Source organism: Pseudonocardia broussonetiae, from assembly GCF_013155125.1.
GTDB classification, from domain to species: domain Bacteria; phylum Actinomycetota; class Actinomycetes; order Mycobacteriales; family Pseudonocardiaceae; genus Pseudonocardia; species Pseudonocardia broussonetiae.
Genome location: NZ_CP053564.1, coordinates 3,139,765 through 3,156,720, shown reverse-complemented (window position 1 = coordinate 3,156,720; position 16,956 = coordinate 3,139,765). Strand labels below are relative to the sequence as shown.

18 protein-coding genes are annotated in these 16,956 nt (G+C 75.0%); 11 read left to right on the top strand and 7 right to left on the bottom strand.

Going from position 1 to position 16,956, the window contains the following annotated elements; translation table 11 throughout:
• Positions 1 to 92 precede the first annotated feature (92 nt).
• From HOP40_RS15675 to ctaJ, 5 genes are all read right to left on the bottom strand, one after another.
• Positions 93 to 1,310, bottom strand: a complete 1,218-nt coding sequence (locus tag HOP40_RS15675; RefSeq protein ID WP_172168428.1) for an IS110 family RNA-guided transposase — start codon at positions 1,308 to 1,310, stop codon at positions 93 to 95.
• A gap of 584 nt (positions 1,311 to 1,894) precedes the next feature.
• Positions 1,895 to 2,347, bottom strand: coding sequence for a deaminase (locus HOP40_RS36600; RefSeq protein WP_172159247.1), 453 nt, complete (start codon positions 2,345 to 2,347; stop codon positions 1,895 to 1,897).
• The gene (locus tag HOP40_RS36595) at positions 2,344 to 2,919 is read right to left on the bottom strand and encodes a RibD family protein (protein ID WP_338053074.1); all 576 of its coding nucleotides are present in this window, start codon (positions 2,917 to 2,919) and stop codon (positions 2,344 to 2,346) included. The genes HOP40_RS36600 and HOP40_RS36595 overlap by 4 nt, the downstream gene beginning before the upstream one ends.
• A 53-nt stretch (positions 2,920 to 2,972) precedes the next feature.
• Complete coding sequence (locus HOP40_RS15660) at positions 2,973 to 3,467, bottom strand: DUF5130 family protein (protein WP_172159244.1); 495 nt, start codon at positions 3,465 to 3,467, stop codon at positions 2,973 to 2,975.
• Positions 3,454 to 3,687 carry an aa3-type cytochrome oxidase subunit CtaJ gene (gene ctaJ, locus HOP40_RS15655; protein WP_240157700.1) on the bottom strand — a complete coding sequence of 78 codons (234 nt, stop codon included), beginning with the start codon at positions 3,685 to 3,687 and terminating at the stop codon, positions 3,454 to 3,456. Before ctaJ ends, HOP40_RS15660 begins: the two co-directional genes overlap by 14 nt.
• Before the next feature lie 65 nt (positions 3,688 to 3,752).
• Here ctaJ and HOP40_RS15650 point away from each other — a divergent pair, with 65 nt between their 5' ends.
• Positions 3,753 to 4,709 carry an NAD-dependent epimerase/dehydratase family protein gene (locus HOP40_RS15650; RefSeq protein WP_172159242.1) on the top strand — a complete coding sequence of 319 codons (957 nt, stop codon included), beginning with the start codon at positions 3,753 to 3,755 and terminating at the stop codon, positions 4,707 to 4,709.
• Here the strand turns inward: HOP40_RS15650 and HOP40_RS15645 are convergent.
• Positions 4,665 to 5,204: a MerR family transcriptional regulator gene (locus HOP40_RS15645; RefSeq protein ID WP_172159240.1), complete on the bottom strand. Its 540-nt coding sequence runs from the start codon at positions 5,202 to 5,204 to the stop codon at positions 4,665 to 4,667. The two genes, HOP40_RS15650 and HOP40_RS15645, sit on opposite strands and share 45 nt — an antisense overlap.
• 54 nt (positions 5,205 to 5,258) lie before the next feature.
• Entirely contained in the window at positions 5,259 to 6,713 is a 1,455-nt protein-coding gene (locus HOP40_RS15640) for an amidase (RefSeq protein WP_172159238.1), read from the bottom strand.
• Positions 6,714 to 6,762: 49 nt separating this feature from the next.
• Here HOP40_RS15640 and HOP40_RS15635 point away from each other — a divergent pair, with 49 nt between their 5' ends.
• From HOP40_RS15635 to HOP40_RS15590, 10 genes are all read left to right on the top strand, one after another.
• The gene (locus tag HOP40_RS15635; protein ID WP_172159236.1) at positions 6,763 to 7,413 is read left to right on the top strand and encodes a phosphatase PAP2 family protein; all 651 of its coding nucleotides are present in this window, start codon (positions 6,763 to 6,765) and stop codon (positions 7,411 to 7,413) included.
• Positions 7,414 to 7,669: 256 nt separating this feature from the next.
• On the top strand, positions 7,670 to 9,307 hold the full coding sequence (locus tag HOP40_RS15630) for a cellulase family glycosylhydrolase (protein ID WP_172159234.1): 1,638 nt from the start codon (positions 7,670 to 7,672) through the stop codon (positions 9,305 to 9,307).
• A 72-nt stretch (positions 9,308 to 9,379) separates the two neighbouring features.
• Positions 9,380 to 10,300: a glycoside hydrolase 5 family protein gene (locus tag HOP40_RS15625; protein ID WP_172159232.1), complete on the top strand. Its 921-nt coding sequence runs from the start codon at positions 9,380 to 9,382 to the stop codon at positions 10,298 to 10,300.
• Entirely contained in the window at positions 10,222 to 10,518 is a 297-nt protein-coding gene (locus HOP40_RS15620; RefSeq protein WP_172159230.1) for a hypothetical protein, read from the top strand. Before HOP40_RS15625 ends, HOP40_RS15620 begins: the two co-directional genes overlap by 79 nt.
• Before the next feature lie 45 nt (positions 10,519 to 10,563).
• Positions 10,564 to 11,496: a glycosyltransferase family 2 protein gene (locus tag HOP40_RS15615; protein WP_205347201.1), complete on the top strand. Its 933-nt coding sequence runs from the start codon at positions 10,564 to 10,566 to the stop codon at positions 11,494 to 11,496.
• 117 nt (positions 11,497 to 11,613) lie between these two features.
• Entirely contained in the window at positions 11,614 to 12,810 is a 1,197-nt protein-coding gene (locus tag HOP40_RS15610; protein WP_240157790.1) for a glycosyltransferase, read from the top strand.
• A 75-nt stretch (positions 12,811 to 12,885) separates the two neighbouring features.
• Positions 12,886 to 13,614, top strand: a complete 729-nt coding sequence (locus HOP40_RS15605; protein ID WP_205347200.1) for a sugar phosphate nucleotidyltransferase — start codon at positions 12,886 to 12,888, stop codon at positions 13,612 to 13,614.
• Positions 13,595 to 14,755, top strand: a complete 1,161-nt coding sequence (locus HOP40_RS15600) for a DegT/DnrJ/EryC1/StrS family aminotransferase (protein ID WP_205347199.1) — start codon at positions 13,595 to 13,597, stop codon at positions 14,753 to 14,755. Before HOP40_RS15605 ends, HOP40_RS15600 begins: the two co-directional genes overlap by 20 nt.
• 13 nt (positions 14,756 to 14,768) lie before the next feature.
• The gene (locus tag HOP40_RS15595) at positions 14,769 to 15,791 is read left to right on the top strand and encodes an NAD-dependent epimerase/dehydratase family protein (RefSeq protein WP_172159226.1); all 1,023 of its coding nucleotides are present in this window, start codon (positions 14,769 to 14,771) and stop codon (positions 15,789 to 15,791) included.
• Entirely contained in the window at positions 15,788 to 16,912 is a 1,125-nt protein-coding gene (locus tag HOP40_RS15590) for an amidohydrolase family protein (RefSeq protein WP_172159224.1), read from the top strand. The genes HOP40_RS15595 and HOP40_RS15590 overlap by 4 nt, the downstream gene beginning before the upstream one ends.
• The last annotated feature ends 44 nt before the right edge of the window (positions 16,913 to 16,956 follow it).

The following is a 16,956-nucleotide window of genomic DNA, read 5'->3' as shown; positions in this document are numbered from 1 at the left end:
GCCACGGCGCCCTCGGCCGGCGCGGCGCCGACCCGGGCCGCGCGAGCCGCCGACAGGTCCGGCGGTCGTCGGGGGGTGTCTCTATGGGGTTGTCAAGCGGCGGCGGGCGCCGGGCGAGGCTCCGAGGACGTTGGCGGTGCGTAGGGCGTGCGGTCGCGGAGCATGGCGTAGATGACGTCGGTGCGGCGGCGGGCGAGGCAGATCAATGCGGCGTTGTGCCGCTTGCCTTGGGCTCGTTTGCGGTCGTAGTAGGCGCGGCTTGTCGGGTCGGCGAGGCTGGCGAACGCCGACAAGAACAGCGCGGACTTCAGGGCGTGGTTCCCGCGCTGGGAGCGGGTCTCGCCCTTGATCGAGGTCCCGGATCTGCGGGTGACGGGAGCGAGGCCGGCGTAGGCGGCGAGGTGCCCGGCGGTGGGGAACGCGGCGCCGTCCCCGACGATGGTGAGGATCTTGAGGGCGGTCCTGAACCCGAGGCCGGGCATCGAGATCAGGACCTCGGCAAGAGGGTGGGCCTCCAGGCGGGACTCGAGCTCGGCGGCCAATGTGTCGCGCTCGGCGCGGACCTCCCGCAGTTGGGTGGCGACGCCGACGATGACGCGGCCGAACGCGGTGGTGCCGGGGACGACGACGGTCTGGGCGTCGAGCGCGGCGAGGATCTGCGCGGGCAGGGTCTTGGCCAGCCGCGGCGAGCGAGGGCGCATCGCGGCGGTGATGCCGTCCTCGCCGAGCTGGCGCAGCGCGTCGGGTGTGGGGGCGGCGGCGAGCAGGTCGAGTACCCCGCCGCGGTCCATACGGGGTCCGAGCAGGCGTTCCAGCGCGGGATGGACGTGCAGCAGGGCGTCGCGCAGGCGGTTGATGAGCCGGGTGGACTGAGCGGCGAGGTCGTCGTCGTAGCCGGCGAGCACGGTGAGTTCGGCGAGGATCTCGTCGTCGGTGCCGACCCGGCGCAGGGTGTGGGGCATGGTGCGGGCTGCGTCGGCGATGACGTAGGCGTCACGGGCGTCGGTCTTGCCCTGTCCGGGGTGCAGGTCGGCGATGCGGCGCATCGCCAACCCGGGCAGGTAGGCGACCTCGATCCCCAGTGACCGGGCGACCGCGACGGCCAGGGCACCGATCGAGGCGGGCTGATCGACGACCACCAGCACCCGTCCGTGCACGGACAGCTGCTGGAAGATTTCGGCCAGCGCGGTCTCGTCGTTGGGCAGCGGCTTGTCGTGCAGCCGCTGCCCGGTCGGGTCCAGCGCGCAGGCGTGGTGCACCGATTTGCCTACGTCGAGCCCGCAGAACACGGTGAAGTCGTGCTCGGGGATCTTGTCGGACTTCGACAACGACGCCTCCTTAGCCGCTGGGGCAGGCCGACCCGGGCACCCGCGCCGGCAGCCACGTTACGAGCAGACCACGCGAGCGGGTCAGGTCTCTATCAGCGGTCGTTGGCGCCCTCCGACCACGGTGACAACACCCCCCAGATCATCGACGACAGGGGCGACAAGTCATGCCGTGACCGGTGGCCTGCAAGCCCTCATCGGGCTTGATCAAGAAGGTAACGGGGTGATCGTCGCGCGTGTGCCGTCACGGTCGCCGGCGGGACCGTGACGGCACACTCCTGGTGATCATGCGCCGGCGCTCGTCCATGATCATCGTCTGGGCAGCTGAGCGACCGCATTCGGCCGGAAAAGCTGCCGATACGGTGATCATGGGATGTCGACCACCCACTGCAGCCCCGCCTCGGCCCGCTGAGCGCGGCCCGCCGAGCCCGGCCCGCTGAGCCCGGCCCGCTGAGCCCGACCCGGTCCGAGGTCCCCGACAGCACCAGGACCGTCCACCCGGCGCTCCGCAGCGGCTCCACGAGCGCGACCCCGTCGACGGGGCGCCCTGGCGCCGATCACCTGCGGGTTCAGGGCCGGACGCCGGGCAGGTGCGTGTTCGCCGCGCGCACCAGCCGGGCCAGCTCCGGCACCTCGACGACCTCGCGGCCGGCGGCGCGCAGCAGCTCGTCGCCCTCGCAGTCGACGAACAGGGAGGGCTCGCGCCAGGCGTAGACGACGCGCGGCACGCCCGCGTCGAGGATCAGCTGGGTGCACGACGCCGGGCGGGAGGCGCGGGTGCTGCAGGGCTCCAGCGACGTGTAGATCGTGGCCCCGGCCAGGCGCGGGTCGCCCGCGAGCTCGGCCAGCGCGCTCTCCTCGGCGTGGTCGCGGGCGTCGCGGCGGCCCGACCAGCCCTCGGCCAGCGTCGTGCCGTCGGCGGCGACGACCAGCGCGCCCACCCGGAACGTCGCCGACGGCGGGCAGCGCCCGGCCAGCGCGACGGCGCGGCGCAGCAGCCGGTGGTCGTCCCGGACGGTCATGCCGGGCCCCGGAGCAGGCGCAGGACGGCGACGTCGCCGACGGTGTCGACGCCCGCGAGCCGCCAGCGGTCGGCGGGGAACGCGGCGGGGTGCACGAACGGCGGCCCGGAGCCGACCAGCAGCGGGGCCACGGCGAGGTGCAGCTCGTCGACGAGCCCGGCCGCGAGGAACGCGGTGTGCACGGCCGCGCCGCCCTCCACGAGCAGCCGCCGCACCCCGCGCTCGTGCAGCAGCGCGAGCGCCGCGGGGAGGTCGGAGACGGTCTCCACCGCTGCCGGGACGTCCGGCGCCGCGCCCGTCGTCAGCACCAGCGTCGGGGGGCCGGTGAACACGCGCGCGGCCGGGTCGAGCGGGCCGCCGCGGGAGAGCACGACCCGCAGCGGCGTCTCCGGGAGCCCGCGGGCGACCCGCGCGTCACGGCGGGCGGCCGAGCGCACGAGCAGGCGCGGGTCGTCGGCGCGGACGGTGCCCGCCCCGACGAGGATCGCGTCGACGCCGGCGCGCACGTCGTCGACGCGGTCGAGGTCCTCGGGGCCCGAGAGCACCAGCCGCGCGGGCGTGGCGTCGTCGATGCGCCCGTCGAGGGAGACCGCGACGGAGGAGACGACGTGCGGGTACGCGGTGCTCAGCGCGTGCGCCGCCGGCCCCCGGCCTGGTCGGCCAGCATGCGCAGGCCGCTGAGCAGCCCGCCGAGGAGGTCGCCCTCGCGGAACGAGGCCACCATGCTCATCACGGCGAGCTTCGCGCCGCGGTCGGGCAGGCGCACGCGCGCCTCGGCGCCGGTGAGCACCTCCACGACCCGCTGCTCGGGGCTGACCGCCACGAGCACCGCCTCGCCGGAGCCCTCCAGCTGGGAGTGCAGCTCGGCGACGCGGGCGGTGACGTCGGGCCCGAGGTCGCCCAGGTAGACCGAGAAGCGCAGGCCGGTCTCGCGGCTGGCGAGCGTGAGCGCCTCGTCGAGCCGGGTGAGCTGCACGGGCGTGAACGGCTGGGCGTCGCGGTCGGGCTCGGTGAAGACCTCGGCCGCGGACACGCGTCCCGACGACGTGACGACGGTGCCCGGCGGCAGGTCCTCGGGGACCGCGACCTGACCGTGTCCGTGTCCCTCACCAGCTGCCACGGGCACCTCCTCGTTCACCGGTCACCGCGTGACCGTGCGCCGCGGGCAGCTGCGCGCCCTGCGGGTTGGCCGTCCACCACATCGGCTCGTGCGGCCACGGCTGCCCGACCCGGTAGCGGGGCCGGCGCGCGAGGCGCGGCCCGACCACGAGAGCGGCCACGAGCAGGTACAACGCGATCGACGGCACCGCGTACCAGAGGATCGACACCACCACGTCCACGGGCGAGAACCTAACCCACGCGGCCGCCGCGCGGGGGTCGGGGCCGACCCCGTTAGCGTGTCGGTATGCGTGCCGTGGTCACCGGTGGAGCCGGGTTCATCGGATCGAACGTCGTCGACGCGCTGGTGGCGTCCGGCGACGAGGTCCTCGTGCTGGACGACCTGAGCCGCGGCAGCGAGACCAACCTCACCGGCGCGCTCGCCGCGGGCGCCCGGCTCGCGCGCGTGGACGTCCGGGACGCCGCGGCCGTCGCCGAGCAGGTCACGGCGTTCGGGCCGGAGGTCGTCTACCACCTCGCCGCGCAGATCGACGTGCGCACCTCGATGGCCGAGCCCGCCCTCGACGCGCACACCAACGTCGTCGGCTCGCTCAACGTCTTCGCCGCCGCCCACCGCGCGGGCGTCCGGCGCGTCGTCAACACCTCCACCGGCGGCGCGATCTACGGCGACACCACCGCCGTGCCCACGCCCGAGACGCACCCGGCGGTGCCGCTGTCGGCGTACGGGCTGAGCAAGCTGACCACCGAGGCCTACGGGGCCTGGTTCGGGCGGTCGCACGGGCTGGACGTCACCACGCTGCGCTACGGCAACGTCTACGGCCCGCGGCAGGACCCGCACGGCGACGCCGGGGTGATCGCGATCCTGTGCGACCGCGCGCTCACCGGCACCCCGCCCACCGTGTTCGGCGACGGCCGCCAGACCCGCGACTACGTCTTCGTCGGCGACATCGTGCGCGCCAACCTGGCCGCGGCCCGGGCCGGGGCGCTCGGGCACGACGTCTACAACGTCGGCACCGGCACCGAGGTCGACCTGCTGGCGCTGGTCGACGCGGTGGCCGCCGCCGCCGACCTGCCCGCCGGGTCGTTCGCGCCCGAGTTCCGGCCCGAGCGGCCCGGCGAGGTGCGCCGCAGCTGCCTCGACGTCACCCGCGCCCGCGCCGACCTCGGGCTCGGCGACCCGACCCCGCTGGCCGACGGGCTACGCGCCACTGTCAACTGGGTGCGCACCCTCGCGCGCCCCTGACGCCGGGACCTGGTCGCGACCGGTGCCCTCGCGCACCTCCTCGCGCAGGCGCCCGACGAACTCCTCGACCTCCTCGACGTAGCGGCGCAGCTTCTGCAGCCGCCGGTCGGCGAGGTCGGCGAACGCGGCGAGACCCTCGGCGAGCTCCGAGCGGCAGGCTCCGGCGTCGCTCGTGCGGGGCCAGACCAGGGCCTCGACGCGGTCGGTCGGGCTCTCGGTGCCCTCCGTCAGCTGCTCCCGGATGTGCAGCAGCTCGCGCATCTGCTCGAGCGAGAGGTTGAGCGGCTTCATGAAGCGCAGCAGCCGGATGCGGGAGACGTCCTCCTCGCTGTACAGGCGGAAACCACCGGAGCTGCGGGCGGTCGGCGTGACCAGCCCCATCTCCTCCCAGTGGCGGATCGTGCGGATCGACAGGTCGACCCGTCGGGCGACCTCGCCGATCTGCAGCGTCGCGGCCGTCGAGGGGTGGGCCGCCGTGTTCTCGGTGGCTGGCATCGAGCCATCATGCCCCATGGGTGTAGGTCACCCTTCGTCGCCGCGTCGCCGGTGTCACCACATCGGGGGCCGCCGGCCCGCGTCGCGACCGGACGCGGCGTCGAGCTGGGCGCCCAGCTCCAGCAGCAGCGCGTCGTCGCCCGCGCGGCCCACGAGCTGCACCGACACCGGCAGCTCGGGCCCGTCGGCCGGGCCGTCGACGGGGCGGGCGAACGCCACCGGCAGGCTCAGCGCGGGCTGGCCGGTGATGTTGTAGGTCGCCGTGAACGGGGTGAAGCGCTTCTGCCGCGCGAAGTCCTCCGCCGGGTCGCCGCCGTCGGTGAACCACCCGACCGGGCGCGGCAGCTGGGCGAGCATCGGGGTCAGGACGACGTCGACGCCCGCGGCGGCCTGCGCCCCGACGACCCGCCGCGTCACCACCAGCGCCGACTGCGTGGCGGCCAGGTACTCCGGCCCGGACACCGCGCTGCCGCGGTCGCGCCACCACCGCGTCAGCGGGGCGAGCAGCGGTTCGGCCTCCGGCGGCACCGGGTGACCGTGCGCGAGCACCGCCCACAGCGTCTCGAACACCGGCAGGAACGACCCGTCGATGCCGGGCTCGAACTCGACGACCTCGTGCCCGAGCCCGGTCAGCAGCTCGGTGACCTGCTCGTAGGCCGTCACGCAGGCCGGGTCGAGCACGGCCTGGGGCACCGGCGGTGTGCGGTAGCGGCCGATCCGCAGCCGGCGCGGGGCGGCGCGCAGGGCGGCGGCCAGGTAGGTCTCCGGGCGCGGCGCGAGCAGCGGGTACGGCTCCCCCGGGACGGCGACGGCCAGCGCGTCGAGCATCGCCGCGGCGTCGTCGACGGTGCGGGCGAGCGGACCCGACACCGACATGCCCAGCGGATCGCCGCCGGCCGGGCCGCGCGAGACGAGCCCGCGGCTGGTCTTGAGCCCGACGAGCCCGCAGGCCGCGGCCGGGATGCGGATGGAGCCGCCGCCGTCGGTGCCGTGGGCGAAGGCGACGAGGCCGGCCGCGGTGGCCGCGCCCGCACCGCCGCTGGAGCCGCCCGCGAGCCGGGTGCGGTCCCACGGCGTCACGGCGGGGGGCCGACCGGCGGGCTCGGTGTAGGGCGGCAGCCCGAACTCGGGGGTGGCGGTCTTGCCGAGGCTGATCGTGCCGGCGGCGCGCAGCAGCCGGGCGGAGTCGTCGTCGACGTCGGGGACCCAGCCCGCGTACACCGGCGACCCGAACGACGTGGGCACGCCGGCCGTCATCGCCAGGTCCTTGATCGCGGTCGGCACCCCGAGGAACGGCGGGAGGTCGTCCCCGCCCGCCGCGAGCCTCTTCTCCGCCGCGCGGGCCTCGTCGAGGGCGCGGTCGGCGGTGACGGTGACGAACGCGCCCAGCCCGGCGTCGAGCGCCTCCACCCGGCGCAGCGCGTGCTCCACCAGCTCGACGGCGCCCAGGTCCCCGCGGCGCAGGGCGGCGGCCTGGTCGCGCGCGGTCATCTCGTGCGGCTCGGTCACCCGTGAGGTCTACCACGGCCCCGCGGGCCCGCCCTGGGACGATCCCGCGGTGCCCGCGCCCCGCCGCTCCCGCCCCGCCCTGCGCCCGTCGCTGCGTCCCGCGGCCGCCGGGGCCGCGCTGGCCGGGGCAGCGCTCGCGGCCGGGCTGGGCGCGCGCTACGCCGGCGGCACCGCGCCCGGGCGCCTCGACGACGGGCTGAGCACGGTGGTCGAGCGCGTCCCGGCCGGGCGGGGCGGGCTCGCGTGGCGGGTGTTCTCGGTGGGCGACCCGGCCCGGGCGGTCGCCCTGACCGCGGGGCTGGCCGCGGCCGGGCTGGCGCTGGGGCGGCCGCGGCTCGCGCTCGTCGCCGTCGCGGGGCCGGTGCTGACGGGCGTCGCGACGTCCGCGCTCAAGCCGCTCGTCGGCCGCCGCTTCGGCCGCCGGGGCGAGCACGCGTTCCCGAGCGGGCACACCGGGCTGGCGACGGCGCTCGCCGCGGCCGGGATGCTGCTCGTCGTCGACGTGCTGGCGCCGCGGCGTCCGTGGGACGCCATGGCGGTCGCCGCGGGCACCGTCGCGGTCGGCGCCGGGACCGGCGTGGCGCTCACCGCGATCGAGGTCCACTACCCGACGGACACGGTCGGGGGAGCCGCGACCGCGGTGGCCGTCGTCCTCGGTACGGCACACCTCGTCGACGCGGTGGCCGCCCACCGTCGGTGACCGACCGCTCGGCCTCCGAGAGCCTCCGCCGGGCGCGGGGTCGCCTCTCTCGTCACACACGCCACTCCTGTACCGAGAGTCACCGTTCCGGCCGATTGCTCACGGTTCGCACACGTAGCGCTCCGTATCCCCCCATCGTGAGTCCCTCGTTCGACGGAGATCGCTAGGGAACCCGTCACCGTCGCTGCATGGTCGGTCCTGCTCCCCCAATCGACCGCACCCGGACCTCCGGATGCAGCAGAGGCAGGTACGGCTCATGAACCGCAACGGCACCCACTCCCGCCGGCGCTCCGGCCCGTCGCGGCGCCTCCTCGGCGCGGCGGTGGCGGCGCTCTCGCTCGCGCTCCTCCCGACAGTCCCGGCGCTCGCCGCCGCGGCCGGCCCGGCCGTCGTGCCGGTGGCGGCGCCCGCAGCGCCGGCCCCGGGGCTCACCCAGCCCCCGCCCGACCCCGGCACCGATCCCGCGGCGCCCCCGGCACCGCCGGTGCCCCCGGTGCCGTCCGTCGCGCCGGTGCCCCCGGTCCCGTCCGTGCCGTCCGTGCCGTCCGTGCCCTCCGCGCCCGTCGCCGCCGCCGCGCCCGCCGCACCCACCACGGCGCCCGCGCCCACCGCGCCCGCCGTTCCCGCGGCACCGGTGGCGCCCGCCGCGCCGGTGGCGCCCACGACCGGTCCCGAGCCCACCCCCGCCCCCGAGCCGGCCCCGGCCGGGACGCCCGCGGAGACGCCCGCCGAGGCCCCGGCCGAGGAGCCCGCCACCGACGCCATGCCGGCGATCACCGTCGAGGGCGACCGGATCATGCGCGGCGACGAGCCCTGGTGGTTCCTGGGCTACAACTCCTTCGTCTGGTCCGCCGACTGCGGCACCGACGAGGAGATGATGTCGGCCGAGCAGGTCGACGCCTGGTTCCAGAGCATGCGCCACGACGGCCACGGCGCCGTCCGCCTCTTCTTCTTCGACGGCTGGAACCTCGACCGCCTCGACGCGGCCGTCGAGTCGGCGAAGGAGAACAACGTCTACCTGACGATCACCCTCGACGACGCCATCGGCGGCTGCGGGGAGAACGACAAGGAGGCCGGCTGGTTCGCCGACCAGTCCGAGCGCGACACCTTCCGCGAGCACATGACGATGCTGCTCGAGCGCTACCGGGGCGAGACGTCGATCGCCTGGTTCGAGTACTTCAACGAGCCCTCCTACGAGGGCGGCGCGCTGCGCGAGTTCTACGACGAGATGGGCGCCGCGGCCGACGAGGTCGACCCCACCCGCCTCTTCTCCTCCGGCACCGTCGCCCCCTACTGGCTCGACGGCGAGGACAACTTCCGCGACGTCCACGAGTCCCCCGGCGTCGACATCGCCTCCATGCACGAGTACGACGAGAACGAGGTCGAGTCCAACCACGGCCCCGGCGTCCGCGCCAACTCCGGCGGCAAGCCCACCATCGTCGGCGAGTACGGCATCACCGCGGGCGAGGGCTGCGACGTCGACTACGCGGGCCGCGCCGAGCTGATCCGGCAGAAGGCCGAGGTCTACACGGACACGACGATCGGCTACGCCGGCGCGCTGGCCTGGGCCTGGCAGCCCGGCACGGGCGGCTGCGACATCAGCAACCTCGACGAGGACGAGACCAGCCAGAGCGCGATGCGCGAGTTCGGTGCGGTGGCCGGCCAGGTCGGCGACACGGTCGGCGACCTCGTCGGTGACGTGGTCGGGGACGAGGCGCCCGCGGCGGACGACGACTCCGCTGCCGACGACTCCGGCTCCGGCTCCGGCTCCGGCTCCGGCGACTCCGGCTCGGACGACTCGGCGGACGACGGCGGCCAGTCAGACGACGGCTCCGGCGACGACGGCGGCTCGTCCGACGACGACACCGAGGGACGGCGTACGACGATCGGGTGATCCTCCCCGTTCGCCCACGGGGACGGCCCGGGCGGCGCAGGGTGGAGCCCGCCGCCGACGACGAGGACCCCGATGCCCACCTCCACCGACGTCCGACCCGCGCCACCCGCCGCCCCGCCCTCGCGCGGGCGGCGGGTGGCGCTCGTCGTCGCCCTGGTGCTGGCCGTGGTCCTGCCCGCGCAGCTGTGGACGGGCGGCTTCCCCGCCGGCGCCCCGGGCGACGACCCCGGCTCGGCCACCCGCGCGCGCTCCGGCACCGCCGCCGCGCCCCGCGAGCCCGCCGCCCGCTCCGCTCCCCCGGCCGCCCCCGCAACCGGCGCCGTGCCGGCGATCACCGTCGACGGCGACCGGATCCTGCGCGGCGGCGAGCCCTGGTGGTTCCTGGGCTACAACTCCTTCGTCTGGTCCGGCGACTGCGGCACCGACGAGGAGAAGATGTCGGCCGCCGACGTCGAGGCCTGGTTCGCCTCGATGCGCCACGACGGCCACGGCGCCGTCCGCCTCTTCTTCTACGACGGCTGGAGCACCGAGCGCCTCGACGCCGCGGTCGCCGCCGCGCGCGAGAACGGCGTGTACCTCGCGATCACCCTCGACGACGCGATCGGCGGCTGCGGGGAGAACGACAAGGACGAGGCGTGGTTCGCCGACTCCTCCGAGCGCGCCGTCTTCCGCGACCACATGACGGCGCTGCTGGAGCGCTACCGCGGTGAGACCGCGATCGCCTGGTTCGAGTACTTCAACGAACCGGACTACGCGGGCGGGGCGCTGCGGGAGTTCACGACGAGATGGGTGCGGCGGCCGACGCGGTCGACCCGGACCGGCTGTTCTCCTCCGGCACGGTGGCCCCCTACTGGCTCGACGGCGAGGAGAACTTCCGCGACGTCCACGAGTCGCCGGGCGTCGACATCGCCTCGATGCACGAGTACGACGAGAACGAGGTCGAGTCCAACCACGGCCCCGGCGTGCGGGCCAACTCCGGCGGGAAGCCGGTGATCGTCGGCGAGTACGGGATCACCGCCGGCGAGGGCTGCGACCTCGACTACGCCGCGCGGGCCGCGCTGATCGCCGAGAAGGCCGAGGTCTACACCGACACCGCGGGCGGCTACGCCGGCGCGCTGGCCTGGGCCTGGCAGCCCGGCACCGGGGGCTGCGACATCAGCAACCTCGACCAGGACGACGCGAGCCAGGAGGTCCTGCGCACCTTCGGGTGACGGCGGCCCCCGGGGCGGTCACCGCCCGCGGGTAGCCTCCCGTCCGTGTCCGCCGACCCCGCCGCCGCCGACGCCGACCCCCGCGTGCGCGGCCTCGACTACGAGATCGTGCTCGTCGCCTACAAGAGCGCGGGGCTCGTGCGCGCGCTCCTCGACGCGCTGCCGGGCCGCCCGGTCGCCGTCGTCGACAACTCCCACGACGTCGACGGCCTGTCCGCGGTCGTGGCCGGGCGCCCCGGTGTCCGCTACCTCGACGGCCCCGGCCGCGGGTTCGCCTCGGGCGCCAACCTGGGGGTCCGCACCTCCACCCACGACATCGTCGTGTTCGTGAACCCCGACAGCTCCCCCGACCTCGCCACCCTCGACGCGCTGGCCGCCGACGTCGCGGCCGACCCGGGCCTGGGCGCGGTCAGCGCCACGACGGTGCTGCCCGACGGCAGCGTCGAGATCGGCGTCGGCGGGTGGGAGCCGACGGCCCGGCGCGCGTTCGTGCACGCCGTCGGCGCGCACAAGCTCTTCCCCACCGCGGGGCTGTGGGCGCGACCGGTGCCCGGCAGGCCCATCGAGCTCGACTGGCTCAGCGGTGCCTGCATGGCCGTCCGCCGCGCCACCTTCGACCGGCTCGGCGGCTTCGACGAGCAGTTCTTCGTCTACAACGAGGACGTCGCCTTCGGCCGCGCGATCCGCGAGGCCGGGCTGCGCCAGCGCGTCCGCACCGACCTGCTCGTCCCGCACCTGGGCGGCGGCTCGGGCGAGGGCAAGACGCACATGCTGCAGCTGCGCGGCGCGTCGCTCGTGCGCTACGTCCGCCAGCACCATCCGGCCGCGACCGTCCTGGGCGTCCGGCTGGCCCTCACGCTGGGGTACGCGCCCCGGTACCTGCTGGCCCGCGCGCGCGGCCGGGGGGCGCTCGCGGCCGAGCACGCGGCCTACGTCACGGGGCTGTGGCGGGGCGCTCCGGCGGGCACCTCGAGTTAGGACAGCCTCAATCGAGCCTCACACCTTCGGCTGACACACTTGCCGGGCGTCGATGCGGGCCGAGTGGTCCGTCGGGAGCAGTCGATCGCCCGAGTGCAGGAGGATGTGTTGGCGGAGGTGCGGGCCCACGGCCACCCCCCCGAGAACAACCCGGTCCTGGTGGTCGCCGACTCCCTGCGCGACAACGGCGGCGTCCGCGTGGCCCTGGAGTACGCGCGGCAGTGGCGGATGATCGATGCTCCGGTGCAGGTCGCGGTCGTGCAGGACGTCGAGGACGAGGCGCACGCGCCCGTCGACCCCATCGTGCCGCTGGTGTTCCTCACCGCCCGCGGGAGCCGCTTCCGCTGGACCTGGCCGGTCGCGCTCGCCCGCCTCGTGCGCCGCGCGCGGCGCTCCGGCGTGGTGCTCGCAGGCTCCGAGACCGGCGTCGGTCTGCTGCTGGGCTACGTCGCCGCGCGGCTGGCGCGCCGCCCGTTCGGGGTGCTCGTGCAGGCCGACCTGGACGACGCCATCGCCACCTGGGTCGCCCGCCCGATCCGGCCGCTCACCCGCTTCGTGCACTCCCACGCCGACCTCGCGATCAGCGTCGCCGACAGCATCGTGCCCGGCGTGGTGGCCAACGGCCTGCCGCGCGAGCGGGTCCGGGTCGTCGTCAACGGGATCGACGTGGGCCGGGTCCGGGCGCAGGCCGGGCTGCCGGCCGAGCCCGACCCGGGCACGCCGCTGCGGCCCGTGGGCGTCCCGCCGGTCGTCGTGGGCCAGGGCCGGCTCAGCGTGCAGAAGGACTTCCCGCTGCTGGTGCGCGCCCACGCGCGCGTGCTCGCCGCGGGCGTCGACCACCGCCTGGTGATCATCGGTGACGGCCCGGTGCGCGGCGAGATCGAGGCGGCCGTCGCGGAGGAGGGCGTCGGCGGCACCGTCGAGCTCGCGGGGTACGTCGACAACCCGTACCCGATCACCTCCACGGCAGATCTGTTCGTGCTGTCGTCCAACTCCGAGGGCATGCCGCTCACGATCCTCGAGGCGCTGGCGGTCGGCGTGCCGATCGTCGCCACGCGCTGCGGCACGGGCGTCGACCTCCTGCTGGAGGACGGCGCGTACGGCGACCTGGTGCCCGTCGGCGCACTCGACGAGCTCAGCGCGGCGATCGAGCGGCACCTGCGCGATCCGTCGGTGCTCGGCGAGCGCGCGCACCGGGGCCCGCAGCAGGCGATGTCGTTCGACGTCTCCCGCTCGGCCCGCACCATCCTCGACCTGCTCACGGGCCTGCACCGGCCCGGTCCGGCGCGCCGGACGCCGACGCCCGTCTCCTGACGGCGCGCGGTCGCACCAGCTGTAACACGGGCGGGGGCCCGTGCCGACCGAACACACGACGGGATCGGAGATGTTGTGGGGGACCTGAAGGCCGTGATCCAGGCGGGGGGCAAGGGCACCCGGCTGGCTCCGTACTCCACCGTGCTGCCCAAGGCGCTGATGCCGATCGGCGAGGGCACCGTGGTGGACAACCTGCTCGAGCAGTTCGCCGCGGCGGGCGTGCGCGAGGTGGTCATCACCGTCAGCTCGTTCGGACCGCTGATCCGCAGCTACTGCGGCGACGGCAGCCGCTGGGGCGTCACGATCGACTACGTCGGCGAGGACGAGCCGCTGGGCACCATCGGCCCGCTGAGCGCGCTGCGCGAGCGGCTCGACGGGCCGTTCTTCGTCTCGAACTCCGACGTCTACACCGACCTCGACCTGACCGAGGTGCTGCGCTTCCACGAGAAGGGCGCCGGCCCGTTGACCGTGGTGCTGACGCCGCAGACGGTGAACATCCCCTACGGCGTGCTGACCCACCGGGACGGGCGGGTCGTCGGGTTCCAGGAGAAGCCGACCGAGACCTTCCACGTCAGCACCGGGATCTACTGCATGAGCCCCGAGGTGTTCGAGTACATCCCGCAGGCCGGGCCGTTCGGCTTCGACCAGCTCATGGCGGTGATGCTGGAGCAGGACCGGCCGGTCAACGCCTACCAGCACACCGGCCGCTGGGTCGACATCGGGCGCATCGAGGACCTCCGCCGCGCCCAGACCCAGCTCACGACCCTCATGGACGGGATGGGCGATGACGTCGCAGGCCTCTGACGTGCAGACCACCGACGTGACCGAGCTGCCGCTGGTGGAGCTCGGCGCCCCGATCCTGGGCGAGCCCGAGAAGCGGGCGCTGGCCGAGGTGATCGACAGCGGCTGGCTCGCGATGGGCGAGCGGGTCAAGCGGTTCGAGCAGGCGTTCGCGACGGTGCACGGCGCGGCCGACGCGGTGGCCGTCAACTCCGCCACGGCGGGGCTCTCGCTCATGCTCGCCGCGTTCGACGTCGGCGCGGGCGACGAGGTGCTCGTCCCGTCGATGACGTTCGTGGCCACCGCGGCCACCGTCGTGCACGCCGGCGCCACGCCGGTGTTCGTCGACCTGGAGGGCCCGGACCGGCCGCACATGGCCCTGGCCGACGCCCGGGCCAAGATCACGCCGCGCACGCGCGCGATCGTCGTCATGCACTACGGCGGCTACCTCATGGACCTGCCCGCCTGGCGCGCGCTGGCCGACGAGCACGGCCTGCTCCTGCTCGAGGACGCCGCGCACGTCGCCGGGATGGCCGAGGGCATCGGCGTGCACTCCGACGCCGCCGCGTTCAGCTTCTTCGCCAACAAGAACATGACCACCGCCGAGGGCGGCATGGTCCTCGCCCGCGACCCGGAGCGGCTCGCCCGCGTGCGCCTGCTGCGCGCGCACGGCATGACCGCGAGCACGCTGGACCGCGACCGGGGCCGGGCCGTCGGGTACGACGTCGTCGAGTTCGGGCACAACTTCCGGATGGACGAGCTGCGCGCGGCCGTCGGGATCGTCCAGCTCGAGCGCCTCCCCGGCTGGAACGCCACCCGCCTCGAGCTCACCTCGACCTACCGGGAGGTGCTGGCCCGGGCGCTGCCCGAGGTCACGGTGCCCTTCGACGAGGGGCACCCGAGCACCGCGCACATCCTGCCGGTCCTGCTGCCCGCGGGCGCCGACCGCACCGCCGTGATGGCGGGGCTGCGCGCGGTCCGCGTGCAGAGCTCGATGCACTACCCGCCCGTGCACCGCTTCAGCCGGTACGTCGACGCCTACGGCGAGGCCGACCTCCCGCACACCGACGCCTACGCCGACCGCGAACTGACCCTGCCCCTGCACCCCCGCCTCTCCCCCGCCGACGTCGAGCGGGTGGTGGCCTCGCTCGCCGGGGCCCTCTGAAAGGATCTTCCTCGTGGCCTTCGACCTCTCTGACCGCACGGTCCTCGTCGTCGGCGGCGCCGGCTACGTCGGCTCCGTCATGGTGCCCCTGCTGCTCGACGCGGGCGCCTCGGTGCGCGTGCTCGACCAGTTCGTCTACGACAACGGCTTCTCCCTCGCCCCGGTGCTCGACGACCCGCGGGTCGCGCTGCACCGCGGCGACCTGCGCGACGCCGCCGTGTTCGCCGAGGCCGCCCGCGGCGCCACCGACGTCGTCATGCTGGCCTCGCTCGTCGGCGACCCGGTGTGCAAGAAGTACCCGGAGCTCGCGCAGCAGGTGAACGCCGACGCCACCAAGGCGATCATCGACTCGCTCGACGGCCTGGGCGTGCAGCGCTTCGTCTTCACCTCCACGTGCAGCAACTACGGCATCCACGACTCGGCGACGCTGGCCGACGAGGAGAGCGAGCTCAACCCGCAGTCGCTCTACGCCCGCACGAAGATCGAGGTCGAGGAGCACCTGCTCAAGTCGGCCGCCTCCACCGACGCGTCGATGACGGTGCTGCGCATCGCCACCGCCTACGGCCTGTCGCCGCGGATGCGCTTCGACCTCACCGTGTCGCAGTTCGCCTGGGAGATCGCCTCGGGCCAGGACCTGCTCGTGTTCGACGCCGACACCTGGCGCCCGTACTGCCACATCCGCGACATCTCCAAGGCCGTCATGACGGTGCTCACCGCCGCGCCGGAGAAGGTCCGCGGCGAGGTGTTCAACGTCGGCGACACCACCCAGTGCTTCACCAAGCGGATGATCGTCGAGGAGGTGCAGAAGCACGTCCCCGACGCCGTGGTCTCCTACCGCGAGGGCGACACCGACCCGCGCAACTACCGCGTCTCGTTCGCCAAGATCACCGAGCGGCTCGGCTTCACCGTCGACCACACGGTGCAGGACTACCTGGCCCAGCTCACCACCGCGGTGCAGGCGGGCGTGTTCCCCGACGTCGCGGGCAGCACCCGCTACGGCAACTACGAGGTCCGCCACCTGGAGCCCCGCACGTGATCCGTCGGGTCACCCCCGCCCGGGTCGTCCACGCGGTCGGGCGCCGGCTGGGGCTCGCGCGCAACGAGCTCAAGGTGCGCCGCCAGCCGCTGCACAGCTACGCGCCGCGGTCCGCGCTCACCGGGCCCGAGACGGCCGTCGGGCGGGCGCGGGTGCCGGCCGTCGACGTCCACAACCACCTCGGGCTGTGGCTCAACCAGGGCCACGCGTGGATGGCGCCCGACGTCGGGGCGCTGCTGGCGTCGATGGACGAGCTGGGCGTCGCCACGATCGTCAACCTCGACGGCCGCTGGGACGCCGAGCTCGAGGCCAACCTCGACCGCTACGACCGCACCCACCCGGGCCGGTTCCTCACGTTCTGCCACCTGGACTGGTCGCTGCTCACCGACCGCCGCTTCCCCGAGCTGCTGCCGGCGGTGCTGCACCGGGCGAAGGCCGCGGGCGCGGGCGGGATCAAGGTCTGGAAGGACCTCGGCCTCGACGTCCGCGACCACGACGGCCTGCTCGTGCAGCCCGACGACCCCCGCCTGTACGACGTGTGGGAGACCGCGGCCGACCTCGACCTGCCGGTCCTCATGCACACCGCCGACCCGGTGGCGTTCTGGCAGCCGGTCGACCGCACGAACGAGCGGTTCGAGGAGCTCACCCGCCACCCCGACTGGCACCACGGCTCCCGCGACGTGCCCGGCCACGACGAGCTCGTCACCGCGTTCGAGCGGGTGGTGGCGGCGCACCCGCGCACCACGTTCATCGGGGCGCACGTCGCGAGCTCGGCGGAGGACCTCGACCGCGCGTCGCGGATGCTCGACCGGCTGCCGAACCTCACCGTCGACCTGTCGGCCCGCGAGGCCGAGCTGGGCCGCCAGCCCCGCCGCGCCGCCGCGTTCCTGGCCCGGCACGCCGACCGCGTGCTGTGGGGCACCGACTCGTTCCCGTTCCGCCCCGAGCAGTACCGCACCTGGTTCCGCCTGCTGGAGAGCGACGACGAGTACTTCCCCTACGGCGCCGACCCACCCCAACAGGGCCGCTGGTCGGTGTACGGGATGGGGCTCGACGGCGCGCTCCTGCAGGCGGTCTACGCCGACAACGCCCGGCGCGTCGTGCCCGGGCTGCGCGTGTAGCTTGGGCGCCCCGATCACGCGCCGCAGCGCGATCACGCCATCGT

Bases quoted from the DNA above. Each gene is read 5' to 3' on its own strand.
- HOP40_RS36600 (WP_172159247.1), bottom strand. From the start codon at position 2,347: ATGACCGTCCGGGACGACCACCGGCTGCTGCGCCGCGCCGTCGCGCTG.
- HOP40_RS15650 (WP_172159242.1), top strand. From the start codon at position 3,753: ATGCGTGCCGTGGTCACCGGTGGAGCCGGGTTCATCGGATCGAACGTC.
- HOP40_RS15645 (WP_172159240.1), bottom strand. From the start codon at position 5,204: ATGCCAGCCACCGAGAACACGGCGGCCCACCCCTCGACGGCCGCGACG.
- HOP40_RS15630 (WP_172159234.1), top strand. From the start codon at position 7,670: ATGAACCGCAACGGCACCCACTCCCGCCGGCGCTCCGGCCCGTCGCGG.
- HOP40_RS15625 (WP_172159232.1), top strand. From the start codon at position 9,380: ATGCCCACCTCCACCGACGTCCGACCCGCGCCACCCGCCGCCCCGCCC.
- HOP40_RS15620 (WP_172159230.1), top strand. From the start codon at position 10,222: ATGCACGAGTACGACGAGAACGAGGTCGAGTCCAACCACGGCCCCGGC.
- HOP40_RS15600 (WP_205347199.1), top strand. From the start codon at position 13,595: ATGACGTCGCAGGCCTCTGACGTGCAGACCACCGACGTGACCGAGCTG.